The sequence below is a fragment of the Pseudoxanthomonas sp. JC1303 genome, from assembly GCF_058448525.1.
This window is the reverse complement of sequence record NZ_CP185958.1, coordinates 883,691-896,618: the sequence shown is the minus strand read 5'-3', so window position 1 is coordinate 896,618 and position 12,928 is coordinate 883,691. Positions and strand designations below refer to the sequence as shown.

Annotated in this window: 8 protein-coding genes and 1 tRNA gene; 5 read left to right on the top strand and 4 right to left on the bottom strand. The window is 66.3% G+C overall.

Annotated features, from left to right (window positions below):
• Positions 1-83: 83 nt before the first annotated feature.
• Entirely contained in the window at positions 84-2,597 is a 2,514-nt protein-coding gene (locus ACORQU_RS04050; protein WP_491643592.1) for a TonB-dependent receptor, read from the bottom strand.
• Positions 2,598-3,393: 796 nt separating this feature from the next.
• Here ACORQU_RS04050 and ACORQU_RS04045 point away from each other — a divergent pair.
• Positions 3,394-5,553, top strand: coding sequence for a TonB-dependent siderophore receptor (locus ACORQU_RS04045; RefSeq protein ID WP_491643591.1), 2,160 nt, complete (start codon positions 3,394-3,396; stop codon positions 5,551-5,553).
• Positions 5,554-5,561: 8 nt separating this feature from the next.
• On the top strand, positions 5,562-6,710 hold the full coding sequence (locus ACORQU_RS04040; RefSeq protein ID WP_491643590.1) for a PepSY-associated TM helix domain-containing protein: 1,149 nt from the start codon (positions 5,562-5,564) through the stop codon (positions 6,708-6,710).
• A 250-nt stretch (positions 6,711-6,960) separates the two neighbouring features.
• Here ACORQU_RS04040 and ACORQU_RS04035 read toward each other — a convergent pair.
• Positions 6,961-7,037 (bottom strand) — tRNA-Met (locus ACORQU_RS04035).
• Between the two features lie 120 nt (positions 7,038-7,157).
• On the opposite strand from ACORQU_RS04035, the gene ACORQU_RS04030 reads away from it, so the two are divergent.
• From ACORQU_RS04030 to bfr, 3 genes are all read left to right on the top strand, one after another.
• Positions 7,158-7,766 (top strand): RNA pyrophosphohydrolase, encoded by a 609-nt coding sequence (locus ACORQU_RS04030; protein ID WP_271644683.1) that lies wholly within the window; start codon positions 7,158-7,160, stop codon positions 7,764-7,766.
• 68 nt (positions 7,767-7,834) lie between these two features.
• Positions 7,835-8,047, top strand: coding sequence for a (2Fe-2S)-binding protein (locus ACORQU_RS04025; RefSeq protein WP_491643589.1), 213 nt, complete (start codon positions 7,835-7,837; stop codon positions 8,045-8,047).
• Positions 8,048-8,156: 109 nt separating this feature from the next.
• Positions 8,157-8,627, top strand: a complete 471-nt coding sequence (gene bfr, locus ACORQU_RS04020; protein WP_271648604.1) for a bacterioferritin — start codon at positions 8,157-8,159, stop codon at positions 8,625-8,627.
• On the opposite strand, the gene ACORQU_RS04015 is transcribed toward bfr, so the two are convergent.
• Positions 8,600-10,993 carry a hybrid sensor histidine kinase/response regulator gene (locus tag ACORQU_RS04015; RefSeq protein ID WP_491643588.1) on the bottom strand — a complete coding sequence of 798 codons (2,394 nt, stop codon included), beginning with the start codon at positions 10,991-10,993 and terminating at the stop codon, positions 8,600-8,602. The genes bfr and ACORQU_RS04015 overlap by 28 nt on opposite strands.
• Before the next feature lie 29 nt (positions 10,994-11,022).
• Positions 11,023-12,915: an EAL domain-containing protein gene (locus ACORQU_RS04010; protein ID WP_491643587.1), complete on the bottom strand. Its 1,893-nt coding sequence runs from the start codon at positions 12,913-12,915 to the stop codon at positions 11,023-11,025.
• Positions 12,916-12,928: the final 13 nt, after the last annotated feature.

Here is a 12,928-nt window from a genome sequence, read left to right as displayed (position 1 = left end):
ACGCCCGGGACCTGCCCGGGCGTCGTCGTGCGTATTGCCTGTTGCCTGTTGCCTGTCGCGTCACGCGGCACTGCACCTGCGGTTCACCACAGGTACTTGGCCTGGAAGTTGACCTCGCGGCCTTCCAGCGGACGGGCCAGCAGCACGCCGCCGGCACTGGCCGCGTTGCCGAAGATGCGCGAATTCGACTCGGTCAGCCCCAGCTCGTTGGTCATGTTGGTGCCGCGCAGGTTCAACTGCCAGTGATCGCCGATGTTGCTGGTCACGCCGAAGTCCAGCGTGTGGTACGAGCCCAGTTGCTGCAGGCCCGACTGGTCCTGGGTGTGGTCGCCCACGTAGGTATAGGTGACGTACGGCAGGATGTCACCCCAGGCCATCACGAAACGGTAGCTGGGCGTGAACATGCCACGGAACTTCGGTTGGCGCTGCAGCTGCTTGCCTTCGATCGAAGCACAGGCCGTCTGGCCGTTGATGTCTGTGTACTGGAAGCAGGCGTCGTAGTCGGTGTATTCGCCGTCCAGGTAGTTGGCCACCACCTGCAGGCGCAGGTTCTCCACCGGGGTCAGCGCGCCGAGCAGGTTCACGCCGTTGGACTTGGAACCGTAGATCGAGCGGTCGCCCACCGGCGTGCCCAGGCCATTGGTCGGCTGGTACTGCAGACCGGTGAAGACCCGGTGGTAGGCGCTGAGATCCACATACAGCAGCGAGGACTGGTACTTGAAGCCGATCTCATAGTTGCGGATCTTCTGCAGCGGCGGGAAGTCGTCATTGGTGGTGCCGCGGATGCCGTTGTCGAAGTCCAGGAAATGCCCGCCGGTGTTGACCCGTCCGTAGGCCGAGGTGTGCTCGTTGAAGGTGTAGTTGGCGCCGGCCGTCCACGAGGGATGGGTCTTGTCGTAGTCGTTGTGCGCGTAGGTGCCGTTGCACACCGGCACGGCGTTGTCGTACAGCGTGCGCGGATTGCCGTCCAGGTCCTGGTTGGTCAGGTTGCACACGTCGCTCTCGGCGTCCTGGTTCTCAAGACGTCCGGACAGGTCCAGCAGCCAGTTGCCCACCCGCCACGAATCGGACAGATAGATCGCCTTGTTGGTGGCGCTGCCGCGCTGGACGATGTGGAAGCCACCAAAATCGGCGAAGCCCTGGTTATCGGTGCGGTAGGAGGTCTGCCCACCATCGAGGTAGGTGACCACGATCGGCGTGGCGTTGGGCGTGTTGGTCATCAGCATCTGGTTACCCAGCGACCACTTGTCGTCCATCGTGTAGTGCGCGTAGTACAGGCCGACGGTGAGCGTGTTGCCCTCGAACAGTTCGCGGCTCAGGCGGAAGTCGTTGTTGAAGCTCTTCAGGTGCTTGTGGATATGCCACCAGCCCTGCTGGATCACGCTCTGGTCCAGCGGCACCGCCCCGCCGGTGGTGTAGGTGGCGGTGGCCGATCCGGCCGGCAGTGCGAAGCCGCCCGGTGTGTCGGGGTTGTAGAGCATGTCCGCCAGGCTGGCCGGGTTGTTGCCCGAGAACAGCGCATTGGTGTCCATGTCGCCTTCATCGAACAGGAAGCGGTCGCTGATCGACCAGCCGTTGTCCAACTGATAGTCGAAGTTGCCGCCCAGGAAGAACATCTTGGCACCACGTCCATCGGCCAGGTCGGCGTTGGTGCCGCCGTTGGGATAGCTGGGCAGATACACGTGCTGCATGGCCTTGCTGTAGTACGTGTCCTTGAGCGGGTCGAAGCCTGGATAGGCGCTGAAGCTGTCGGTGCCGCGCTGGATCAGCGGGATCGGGGTGATGAACTGGTTCTTGTCGTTGAGGTAGCGGGTGTACAGGGTGAACTTGCCCGCGTCGGTCTCGTGCGACAGCGTGGCGGTCAGCTGGCCGCCCTTGTCGGCCTTGAACTGCGGATCGCGCACGCCGTCTGATTCGCGCCAGAAGCCGCCCACGCTGCCGTACCAGTTGTCGGCCAGCTTGAAGCCGGAGAATCCGTCCAGCCGCCACAATCCTTCGTCGCCGTAGGTCAGTCCGACGCTGCCGGTCGGCACGTCGGTGCCGGTCTTGAGGAAGAAGTTGGCCGACGCGCCCATCTGTCCATCGGCGAACACCACAGACGGGCCGCCCTGCAGGATCTCCACCGCTTCGACCGTGTCGTCCAGGCGGAACATCGAGGTGGTCTCGAAGAACGACAGCGTGGGCATGCCGTACAGCGGCGAACCCATCAGCAGCGTGGAGAAGTAGGGCGCATCGCCGCCGCCGGGGAAGCCGGCGATCTCGATGTTGGCGCCGGTCTGGCCGCCGCTGGTTTCTGGCCACATGCCCGGGGAGATCTTCAGCAGGTCGGCCGTGCTCTTGGGATTGGCCTGTTTGATCTGCTCGGCATTGGCCGTGACGATGTTGAAGCTGGCTTCCAGCTTCTTCACACCGCCGGCCTGCGCGGTGCCGGAGACCACGACGGTATCCAGCGTCGTGGCGTTGTCCTGGGACGCCGGTGCGCTGGGCGTTGGATCCTGTGGTGGAGCAGTCGCGGCTTCCTGCGCGAAGGCGGTGGCGTTCAAGCTGGCGGCGATCGCCGCCGACAGCGCATAGCGCGTCAACCAGGTGCGTTGCATGGTTCCCCTCCCGGACGATGTGGTTCCACGGCATTCAAAAGCAGCACGGACACGCATGTGGACGATGGTCCCATCCGCTGCCGGCACGCCCCCCGTAACCAGCAATCGCCATCGCGCATGCGATGCGCGGCACGGTAGGGAGGCGCTGACAAAGGTGTCAACTTGTCCGCAAGTGTCGCATCCGTACTGCGGTCATGTCCCGTGCGGTCGGGGGCAGGGAAGCATGAAATTCCCTTGTTTCTGACTGATATTGCTTTCGCTGCTATCGAAAGCGTCAACGACATCACGATGCGTGAGCGTTGCGACGCAGCACAGCGTGGCGCGGTCGGGACATGCGATGACGCCAAACCTGTCTGGCCGTGTCCGATGCATCCCCGCGACCAGGAACAGCGTGATGCGTTGCTTACGAGAAGCGTTGATCTGTGCACTCGCCGAGGCTGCCGCGTAGCGGCAGCCTGTCCTGTGGCACGAGCCGCATGCGCCGATGACTTGCGCGCCGCATCGTCGCCGCAAGCTGCCCGCCATCGATGACCCGCCCAAGAATGTCCTTGTAACCGCGAGCGGCATCGTCGGCACGACCACCTGGGCAAAGGCGCAACTGGGAGCCTGCGCCAGCACGAGGGCTGTGTGCGTGGCCCGTGGATGGGGCTGTTGGGCGATGCCGGGCGCTCGCCTGAAACCAGATTGTCGTCCTTGCCGATGGTGCAGCGGCATGCGTGAAGCGTGGGGCCGACTAGCCGTGCAAGCCATGACTGGGTAGACTGATGATCTTGATAATCATTCGCATTAAATACGTATGCCCCCTCACCGCATCACGCCCCTCATCCTGACCACCGCATTGTCTGTGGCGATGTTCCAAGCGCGGGCTCAGGCAGTAGATCCCGCTCCCGCATCTTCTGACAGTGAGGTCACCGAGCTGGATTCGGTCCAGGTCCGGGGCCGGGCGTTGACGCTTTACAAGACCGAGGACGCCGCGGTGGGCACGCGCACCGACACGCCGCTGGCGCTGGTGACGCAGTCGGTGCAGGTCATGCCGCGCGAGCTGATCGACGATCAGGCCGCGCGCCAGGTCACCGACCTGTACCGAAGCATCAGCGGCATCAGCTTCTTCAGCTATGCCGGTGTCACCCTGCGGGGCTTCCGTCAGGAGAACGTCTTGTACGACGGACTGCGCGGCGATCCATACGCGGGCTTCTCGGTGCCGCAACTGTTCAACATCGAGCGCGTGGAGGTCCTCAAGGGGCCGGCCGGAGCCCTGTATGGCGGTGGCGATGCCGGTGGCGTGATCAACTACGTCACGCGTAAACCGCAGGCCAAGGCGCAGCGCCGGGTTGAAGTCCAGGTCGGCAACGAGGACTTCGCGGCGGCTTCCGTGGAGGCCACAGGGCCGCTCACCTCGTCGGGCGACGTTCGCTACCGCCTTGGCGCCTATGCCGACGGCGAGGAAGGCGTGCGCTGGAATGCGGACAGCCAGAGCATGATCGGCGACGCCTCGGTCGCCTTCGACGTGGGCGAGACGGGCGAACTGACCCTGCAGTACACCGACATCACCCAGGACCTGGGCGGCAACCGGCTGCGTGGCGTGCCGGTGAATGACGATGGCCACTTCCTCACCAGTCGCCGCTGGAACCACAACGAGGCCAGCGACTTCCTCGACATGCGGGCCAAGGTGGTGTTGGCCCAGTACCGCTTCTCGCCGGCGCCGGCATGGGACGTGGATTTCGCCGCGCGCTGGTTCGAGAACAGCGAGCACCAGATCTATCACGAGCCGATGGGCCTGATCGACCGCGATGGCGACGGCACGGCCGAATGGATGACGCGCCAGCTGCGCAACCAGTACCGCGACAATGACGCCTTGGCCACCAATGCCAATGCCGTCTGGCGCTTCGCCACCGCAGGTATCGACCACAAGCTGCTGTTCGGCGCCGACTACTATCGCGGCGACTCGGATTTCCGGGCGCAGACCGCCAACAGCGCGGACTTGCCCCGCAACGCCGGTCCGGTGCCCGGCATCGACCTGTTCAATCCCGTCTACGGCGTGACCTCCTACCACGACTACAACCTGGCCGCGCTGCCCTGGCGCCAAACCCGCACGCGCGGGCTTCGCTACGGTGGCTATGTGCAGGACGAGCTGACCTTGACGCCTCGCTGGTACGTGCTGGCTGGCCTGCGCTGGGACGGATTCGAGGACGAGGACCGGTTGGCCGGCAATCGCGTGGTCGGCCATGACCTCAGCTGGCGCCTGGGCAGTACCTTCGTGCTGCGCCAGGGCATCAACGCATACGCCAGCGTCGCCAGCGGCTTCGTGCCCCAGGCGACCAGTGACCAGGACCCCGCAGCGGGCGGCCCCTTCGACGCCGAGCAGAGCAAGCAGTGGGAACTCGGGTTGAAGACCCTGCTCGGCAACGGCCGGGTGACGCTCAACACCGCGCTCTATCGCATCGAGCGCAGCAACATCGTGCAGGCGACCGGCGAGGCCGTCGATGGCGTCAACCAGCTGGCGGCCCTGGGGCTGGTCCGCAGCGAAGGCCTTGAGCTCGACGTGCTGGCGGATGTAACTGACCGTTGGGTGGTCAGCGTCGCCTACGCCTACAACGATGCTCGGGTGGTCGATGCAGGCAGTGACGGCATCACCAACGCCTCGGGCGATCGGTTCGCCAACGCGCCGCGCAACACGCTGGGTGTGTGGACCCGCTATGACCTTCCCGCCATCGCATCGGCCATTGGCTTCGGTGCCGACTACATGGATGAGCGCATCAGCCTGGACGGGCAGCGGGTCAAGCCCTATACGGTCTTCGACATGAGCTGGCAGACGCAATGGCAGGACTGGAAGTTCCAGGCCAACATCAAGAACCTGTTCGACAAGGTCTACGCGGCCAGCGGCTTCATCGAGCGCGATGGCCATTTCCCCGGTGAGCCGCGACGGCTCTATCTGCAGGCGGCGTACACGTTCTGAAGGGTTTCATGCGCCAGCCATTGCCAGCGACCGGAACTTCGTCCCCACTAACGCCGCCCGCCAAAGCGCGGGGGCGGCGACGTTGGTTCGATCTGCACAGCTGGCTCGGACTGAAGCTCTGTCTGTTCATGGGTTTCGTCTTCCTGACCGGCACGCTGGCGGTGTTCGCGCAGGAAATCGACTGGCTCGTGCATGCGGAAATGCGCGTGGAGCCCGGCGAGCAACGCGCCAGTTGGGGGCAACTGGTCGGTGCCGTGCAGCACGCCCATCCCACCTGGGTGCTGCAGGGACTAAGCGCCCCCCATGCGTCTCGTTTTGCCGCCCAGGCCCAGATGCGGACGGAAGAAGGAAGGCTGCGCTTTGTCTGGGTCGATCCCTACACCGCGCGCGTGACCGGCGATACGCACTGGTTCAACGTCCACCGGTTCCTGCGCAACACGCATCGCCACCTCATGCTGCCGGTCAAGTACGGCGTGCCGCTGGTGGCCGCGCTGTCGATCCCGTTGCTGCTTTCGCTGATCAGCAGTTTGTTCATCTACAAGCGCTGGTGGCGGGGCTTCTTCAAGTGGCCCAGAGGGGACCGGCCACGCCGCCTGTGGGGCGACATCCACCGGCTGTGCGGGGTCTGGAGTCTTTTGTTCGTCGCCCTCATCGCCGCGACTGGCGGGTGGTATCTCATCGAATCGCTGGGCGGCAAGGCGACGCCTCCCCCTAAGATTGCCTTGCCTGGCGATGGCAAGGATGAGCGGCCCGCGCCGGCCGATCCGGCCGCCATCGATCGTGCCGTGGAACAGCTGGAAAAGCGCTGGCCGGAACTGCGTGTCGCGGGCCTCCAGCCCAGCACCGCAGGTCAGGGCATTCTCATTGATGGACAGGCGCAGGCATGGCTGGTGCGTGATCGCGCCAACGTGGCGGGCTTCGATCTGCGCGATGGCCATCTGCAGGGGCTCCGGGACGGCCGCGACATGAGCCTTCACCAGCGTGTCGCGGAAATGGCCGACCCGCTCCATTTCGGCGCCTTCGGCGGGTGGCCGGTGCGGCTGTTGTGGTTCCTGTTTGGTGCCGCGCTCACCACGCTCAGTTTTACCGGCGTCTACCTGTACGGACTGCGGATCGCCGACACCCTGCGCCAGGCACGTCGACGGAGAGCGTCATGAGCCCTGGTCCCTGGCGACTGGCCTGGCGCGCCATGGGGCGCTGGCGCTGGGTATGGCTGTTGCTGGCGCTTATTTGGCTTGCGCTGATTCCGTTTGAAGTCATGAAGTAGCTCGCTCACCCGAGCGCAGAGGCGGGGCGGGTTTAAGCTCCCGAAGCCGACCTCAGCAACCCCGCACGGCCTTCCCGCAGCCAACAAAAAACCCGCCATCCGGCGGGTCTTCGTCAACGCGCTGATTTCCAAAGGAAACCTGGTGGCTATGGGTGGACTCGAACCACCGACCCCAGCATTATGAGTGCTGTGCTCTAACCGGCTGAGCTACATAGCCGCGCGTGAACCGGCAATTCTGAGCAGGTCCTGGCGTTCTGTCAACGGGTGATTGGTGCAGTTGAGTGGTCGGGCGGGGCGTGGCACATTCGGACCCAGTAGATTTTCAGGAGTCCGCGTCGTGATCGATCCGGACGGCTACCGACCCAACGTCGGCATCGTGTTGATGCATCCCGATGGGAAGGTCTTCTGGGCGCGCAGAGTGCGCCGGGACGGCTGGCAGTTCCCGCAGGGCGGCATGAACACCGACGAGACGCCGGTCGAGGCCATGTACCGCGAGCTGCGCGAGGAGACCGGCCTGCTGCCCGAGCACGTTGAAGTGCTGGGCGCCACGCCGGGCTGGCTACGCTATCGGCTTCCGCATCGTGCGATCCGGCGCAATGAGCGCCACGTCTGCATCGGCCAGAAGCAGGTCTGGTTCCTGCTGCGGCTGGTCGGGGAAGAGCGCCACGTGCGCCTGGACCTGACTGAAACACCGGAGTTCGACCACTGGCGTTGGGTGGATTTCTGGTATCCGATGGAGCACGTGGTGGTCTTCAAGCGCGGGGTCTATGCCCGCGCCCTTGGGCATCTGGCGCCGATGGCCCGGGTCGTGGCGGGGCTGGCGGCCGTGCCGCCGCCGCGCCTGGAGCGGCGGGGCCCGGACGTGCTGGTGCGCACCTCGCAGCGTCCGCGCAATCGCTCGGGCCGCCGGCGGGGGAACTCGGATCCGGCCTCCTCGGGAAATTGACAATCATTCGCATTCACGGTTGAATGCCATCGGGCCATTCGGGCCTGCAGCAGTCCCAAGCCATCGCCGTGTACGTCTGCATCTGCAATGGGGTCACTGACCACCAGATCCGTGAGGCCGCCGCCAACGGTTGCCGGACCACCTCCGAATTGACCATGCGCACCGGCGCAGGCAGCACGTGTGGCAGTTGCCTGGAGCTGGCTGCAGGCTTGCTCGCCGAGCATCACGGGTCGAGCTTTCCGCTGCCTGTCTTGAGAGCCGATCTGGCCAACGCGGCCTGAGCGAGCCCCGCGCGTGCGCACGGCACGTGATTGATCACGATTCGCGTTCCATCACGCCGCCTCGCGGCCCGGTATGCTGCCGCGCATCTTTCCTGCACGGGCCATGACGATGAAGGGCGACGCCAAGGTCATCGAATTCCTCAACAAGGTGCTCTACAACGAGCTGACCGCGATCAACCAGTACTTCCTGCACGCCAAGATGCTGAAGAACTGGGGCCTGAAAGAACTGGCCGAGCACGAGTACAAGGAATCCATCGACGAAATGAAGCATGCGGACAAGCTGGCCGACCGCATCCTGTTTCTCGAGGGGCTTCCCAATTTCCAGGCGCTGGGCAAGCTGCGCATCGGTGAAAATCCGCGCGAGATGCTCGAGTGCGACCTGGCGCTGGAGATGGATGCGCTGCCGGTGTTGCGCGAGGGCGTGGCCTACTGCGAGACCATCGGCGACTACGTCAGCCGCCAGCTGCTGGTGGACATCCTCGATTCGGAAGAGGAACACGTGGACTGGCTGGAGACCCAGTTGGACCTGATCGGCCGCATCGGCGAGCCGAACTATTTGTTGACCAAGCTCGACGACTGATCGGTGCCCGCGCCTTGCAGGCGCGCCAGGTAGGCCTGTAGCGCCACGCGCGCCCGGGCGAACTCCGCGATCACCAGCGCCACCGCCACCGCCGGGCGGTCCAGGCGCTGCTCGCGTGCACCCAGTTCGATGCGCTTGGCCGCGGCCGACAGGGCCAGGGCGCCCATGTTGGCGCTGGAGGACTTGAGGGAGTGCGCGGCCGCGCGCATGGCCTGCAGGTCGGGCACGGCCGAAGCGGCTTCCAGTTCGGAGATCAGGCGCGGGGCATCCTCCAGGAACACCTGGATGATGCGCGCGGTATCGGGGCCGGTGATCTCACTCAACTCGTCCAGCAGGCTGGTGTCCAGCGCGGCGATGGCGCTGGCAGCAGCAGAGCTCGCGGGTGGAGGCATCTCTTCGGGGGGCGTCGGGTGCGCCGGTGCTGCCGGTTCCGGTGAGGCCGTGGTCTGCGAAGCCACCTCGGATCGCGCGGGGTCGCCATGCTCATCGTCGGCCTGCGGCAACCAGCGCTTGAGGCAGGCGTCCAGCAGGTGGCGGGCCACCGGTTTGGCCAGGTAGTCGTCCATGCCGGCATCCAGACAGCGTTGTCGGTCGCCGGCCATCGCGTTGGCGGTCATCGCCACGATGGGCAAGCGCGCCTGGCCACGCTCGGCCTCCCGCTCGCGCCAGCGTCGGGTCGCGGTATAGCCGTCGAGCAGCGGCATCTGACAGTCCATCAGCACCAGCGGATAGCGGGTGCGCTCCATCTTCTCCAGCGCCACGACGCCGTTGACCGCGTGGTCGGCGGCAAACCCCAGCGATTCGAGCATCTTCTCGGCGACCGCCAGGTTGACCGGGTTGTCCTCGACCAACAGCAACCTGCGTCCATCCGTCTCCACCGGCGCAACCGTCGGCATGGCCGGCGTGGGCAGCGTCATCCCGGTGTAGGTCTCCGGCTCCGGTAGCGGCAGCTGCTGGATGGTCGGTGTGTGCTCGGTGCTCGTCGGTGCCGCCGGGATGAGGCTCAGCAGGGCCCGCAGATCCGACTCGTGCGCCTGGCGGGGGAGCAGGGTGGCACCGGGGCGCAGCTCCTCGGGCACCGGCTCGTCGCCGTAGAGCCAGACCAACTGCATTCCGTTCTGAGTGGTGGCCCGGCCGACCACGCGATGCAGCGCGCGTGCGCTGGTCCGCACGCTGGCCAGGTCGGCGACCAAGGTGGTGAAGCCATTGGAGGTCGCGCGCAGGCGTTCCAGGGCCTCCTGGGTCGTATCCACGCACTGCAGCGACAGGCCCCATTGCGTCATCAGGCTCGATAGCCGCGAGCGCAGGCGCCCGTCCGGGCTGACCAGCAGCACCCGGGCCTGGCCCGGCGCGGTGTCGGTGGGTGGCAGGTCGCCGATGGCCTTGAGCAGCGGGATCTCGAACCAGAACGTCGAGCCTCGCCCCCGCTCGGACACCACCGCGATCCGCCCGCCCATCAGATCGACGATGCGCTTGCAGATCGCCAGGCCCAGCCCGGTGCCGCCGAACAGGCGTGTGGTGGAGGCGTCGGCCTGGCTGAAGGAGTTGAACAGGCGCGTTTGGGCCTCGGGGTCGATGCCGATGCCGGTGTCGCGCACTTCGAAGCGCAACAGGTGCTGGGCGCCGGTCTCGCCCAGGCGGCGGGCCACCAGGGTGACCGAGCCGCGTTCGGTGAACTTGATCGCGTTGCCGATCAGGTTGGTCAATATCTGGCGCAGGCGCAGGGGATCGCCGCGCACCGGCAGGCGCACCGAGGGGTCGAGCTGCAAGCCGAGGCGCAGGCCACGTGTCTCGGCGGGGCGCTGCATCAGTTGCATGACCTGCTCGAGGACTTCGCGCAGGTTGAAGGGGGTGCTTTCCAGTTCGAGCTTGTTGGCCTCGAGCTTGGAGTAGTCGAGGATGTCGTCGACGATGCGCAGCAGTGCCTGCGACGAGCTGGTCGCGGTCTGCACCAGCTGATGCTGCTCCTGGGCCAGGGCCGAACGCGACAGCAGCTCCAGCATCGGCACGATGCCGTTGAGCGGCGTGCGGATCTCGTGACTCATCGTGGCCAGGAACTCGCCCTTGGCCAGGACCGCGGATTCAGCCGCCTGCTTGGCCTTGATCAGTTCGCCTTCCATGCGGCCCAGGCGCTCGACTTCGCGCTGGGTCATCTGACGCTCGGATTCGGCGATCGCCGCACGCGCATCGGCGGCCTCGGCGTGGCGTGCCACGCCATGCAGCATCACCAGCGTCGCCACGGTGGCCAGCAGGGCGGCAACGCCGGCCGAGAAGGCGACCAGCAGCCATGGGCCGGGAATCATCGACAGGTCGAGCCACAGCGCGACCAGCAGCAGGGCCGCCGCCGCGGCGGCAAGCCAGGACATCAGGGCCGCACGTCCCGGTGCGGACACGACTACAGGACCGCGTTATGGAAATCGAAGCCCAGGTCCTGGCCGACGCCCTGCACCAGGTTGCCCTGGATGAAGTCCACGCCCCCCATCCACATGGCGGCGGCGGCCTGCGGATCCTCGATCTGCTGGCCGATCACCAGCAAGTTCTGCCGGTGGGCCAAGTCGATGGTGGCGCGCAGCTGGCCTCGCAGGTTGGCGTCCTTGTGCGCGCCAGCAAAGCGGCTGGACACGCGCAGGTAGCTCAGCGGCAGCAGCGAGAGCATCGCTTCGGCCTCGGTGCCCGGTTCGAACTGGCTCAGGCAGAACTGCACGCCCGCCTGCATCGGGGCGTGGCAGAAGTCACGCAGGGACATGGTGTGGATCAGCGCGTCGGACAGGCGGATGTCGATCACTAGCGAGCTGGGTTCGATCCCGCGGCGCGAGATCTCCCCGAGCAGCCAGGTCGCGGCATCGTCGCGGGCCAGGGTCTGCGGGGACTGCGAAATGAATAGCCGCAGGCTGTTGCCTTCGACCTGGCGACGCGCGATCAGATCCAGCGCGCGGCCGACGATCTGGCGATCAAGGTCGACGATATCGCCGGACAGTTCCGCCGCCGGCACGACCTGGGCGGCCGGCAGCAGGCTGCCGTCGGCCTGACGCAGGCGCATGAGGACCTGGAACTGGGCCTGGTCCCCGCCGGCCACCGAGACGATCGGCTGGAACAGCAGCTCCAGCGTGGTGTCGGCCAACGCGGCGCGGGCCTTTTCGGTCGCGGTCGGCGCGGGCACATGGGCAGCCACATGACCGGGCAGGCCACGCGCCTCGACGGCGGCCTGCTCGGCCGCCTCGATCGCCGTGCCCTGGTTGGGAAATCCCAGGCCCAAGGCGGTATAGCCAATGATCGCGCGCAGTTGGATGGTCTCGGTGCCGCGTACCGGCAGGGACACCTTGGCCAACTGGTCGTGCAGCGAGCGAGCGAAGCCCTCCTGTGCTTCCTTGGGCAGGCCGCGGGCGATGGTCAGGAAGCTGTTGTCGTTCAGCCGGGCCAGCGGCTGCGGCGCGGCGAAGGCCGACAGCTGTTGGGCGGCCCGCATCATCAACTGTTCGTACTGGGCGTACCCGTAACGCTCGCGCAGGCCAAGTGCGCCGGCGATCTCGACGAAGAACAGCCCGCCCTCGGCGTGCTCTTCCAGCGCCGACTCCAGTTGCTGCAGGACATAGGACCGGGTGTGCAGGCCGGTATCGGGATTGAGATCCTGGGATTGGGTGACGGCCACGGCCGCCGGCGCCGCGGTGATCAGCTGGGCCGGGACGCGCTGGCGCATGCGCCGGATGCGGTTGGAGACCGCCGCGATCAGATGGCGTGGGCGGATCGGCTTGGTCAGGAAATCGTCGGCGCCGCTGTCCAGGGCGTCGTACTGGCGCTCCGGATCCGGGTCGCCGGTCAGGAACACGATGGGCAGGTCCAGGTACTCCTGACGCTCACGGATGGCTACGGTCAGGGCCATGCCGTCGCGCCCGGGCATGTGCAGATCCATCAGCAACAGATCCGGCACGAAGCGCTGGATGCTGTCGATGACCTTTTCCGCATCCATTTCCACCTCGGCCAGCATGCCCGCGCCATGCAATACGCTTTGCGCGAACAGGGCCTGCGGTCGATCGTCCTCCACGATCAGCACGCGGTACGGAGATTCCACCTGGCCGGTGGAAGCCGAGCTGGCTGGCGCGGGCGGCGCGCCGGGAGCGCCGGCATCGGGCGCGGCTGGCGCATCGTCGGCCGGCTCCGAGGATGCCTGCATGGTCGGTACATCGTCGGTCCAACGTCGCCAATAGTGCGGCGGCGGAATCTCCGCGCGCACCAACGAGGGGGCAGCAGCAGCGGGGAACGATGGGGCGGGCGATGGCGTTGCGGACATCGTGCTTCCTGGA

What these genes read in the sequence shown, in the direction of transcription:
- ACORQU_RS04050 (WP_491643592.1), bottom strand. Translation starts at nt 2,597, where the DNA reads ATGCAACGCACCTGGTTGACGCGCTATGCGCTGTCGGCGGCGATCGCC.
- ACORQU_RS04045 (WP_491643591.1), top strand. Translation starts at nt 3,394, where the DNA reads ATGCCCCCTCACCGCATCACGCCCCTCATCCTGACCACCGCATTGTCT.
- ACORQU_RS04040 (WP_491643590.1), top strand. Translation starts at nt 5,562, where the DNA reads ATGCGCCAGCCATTGCCAGCGACCGGAACTTCGTCCCCACTAACGCCG.
- bfr (WP_271648604.1), top strand. Translation starts at nt 8,157, where the DNA reads ATGAAGGGCGACGCCAAGGTCATCGAATTCCTCAACAAGGTGCTCTAC.
- ACORQU_RS04015 (WP_491643588.1), bottom strand. Translation starts at nt 10,993, where the DNA reads ATGTCCTGGCTTGCCGCCGCGGCGGCGGCCCTGCTGCTGGTCGCGCTG.
- ACORQU_RS04010 (WP_491643587.1), bottom strand. Translation starts at nt 12,915, where the DNA reads ATGTCCGCAACGCCATCGCCCGCCCCATCGTTCCCCGCTGCTGCTGCC.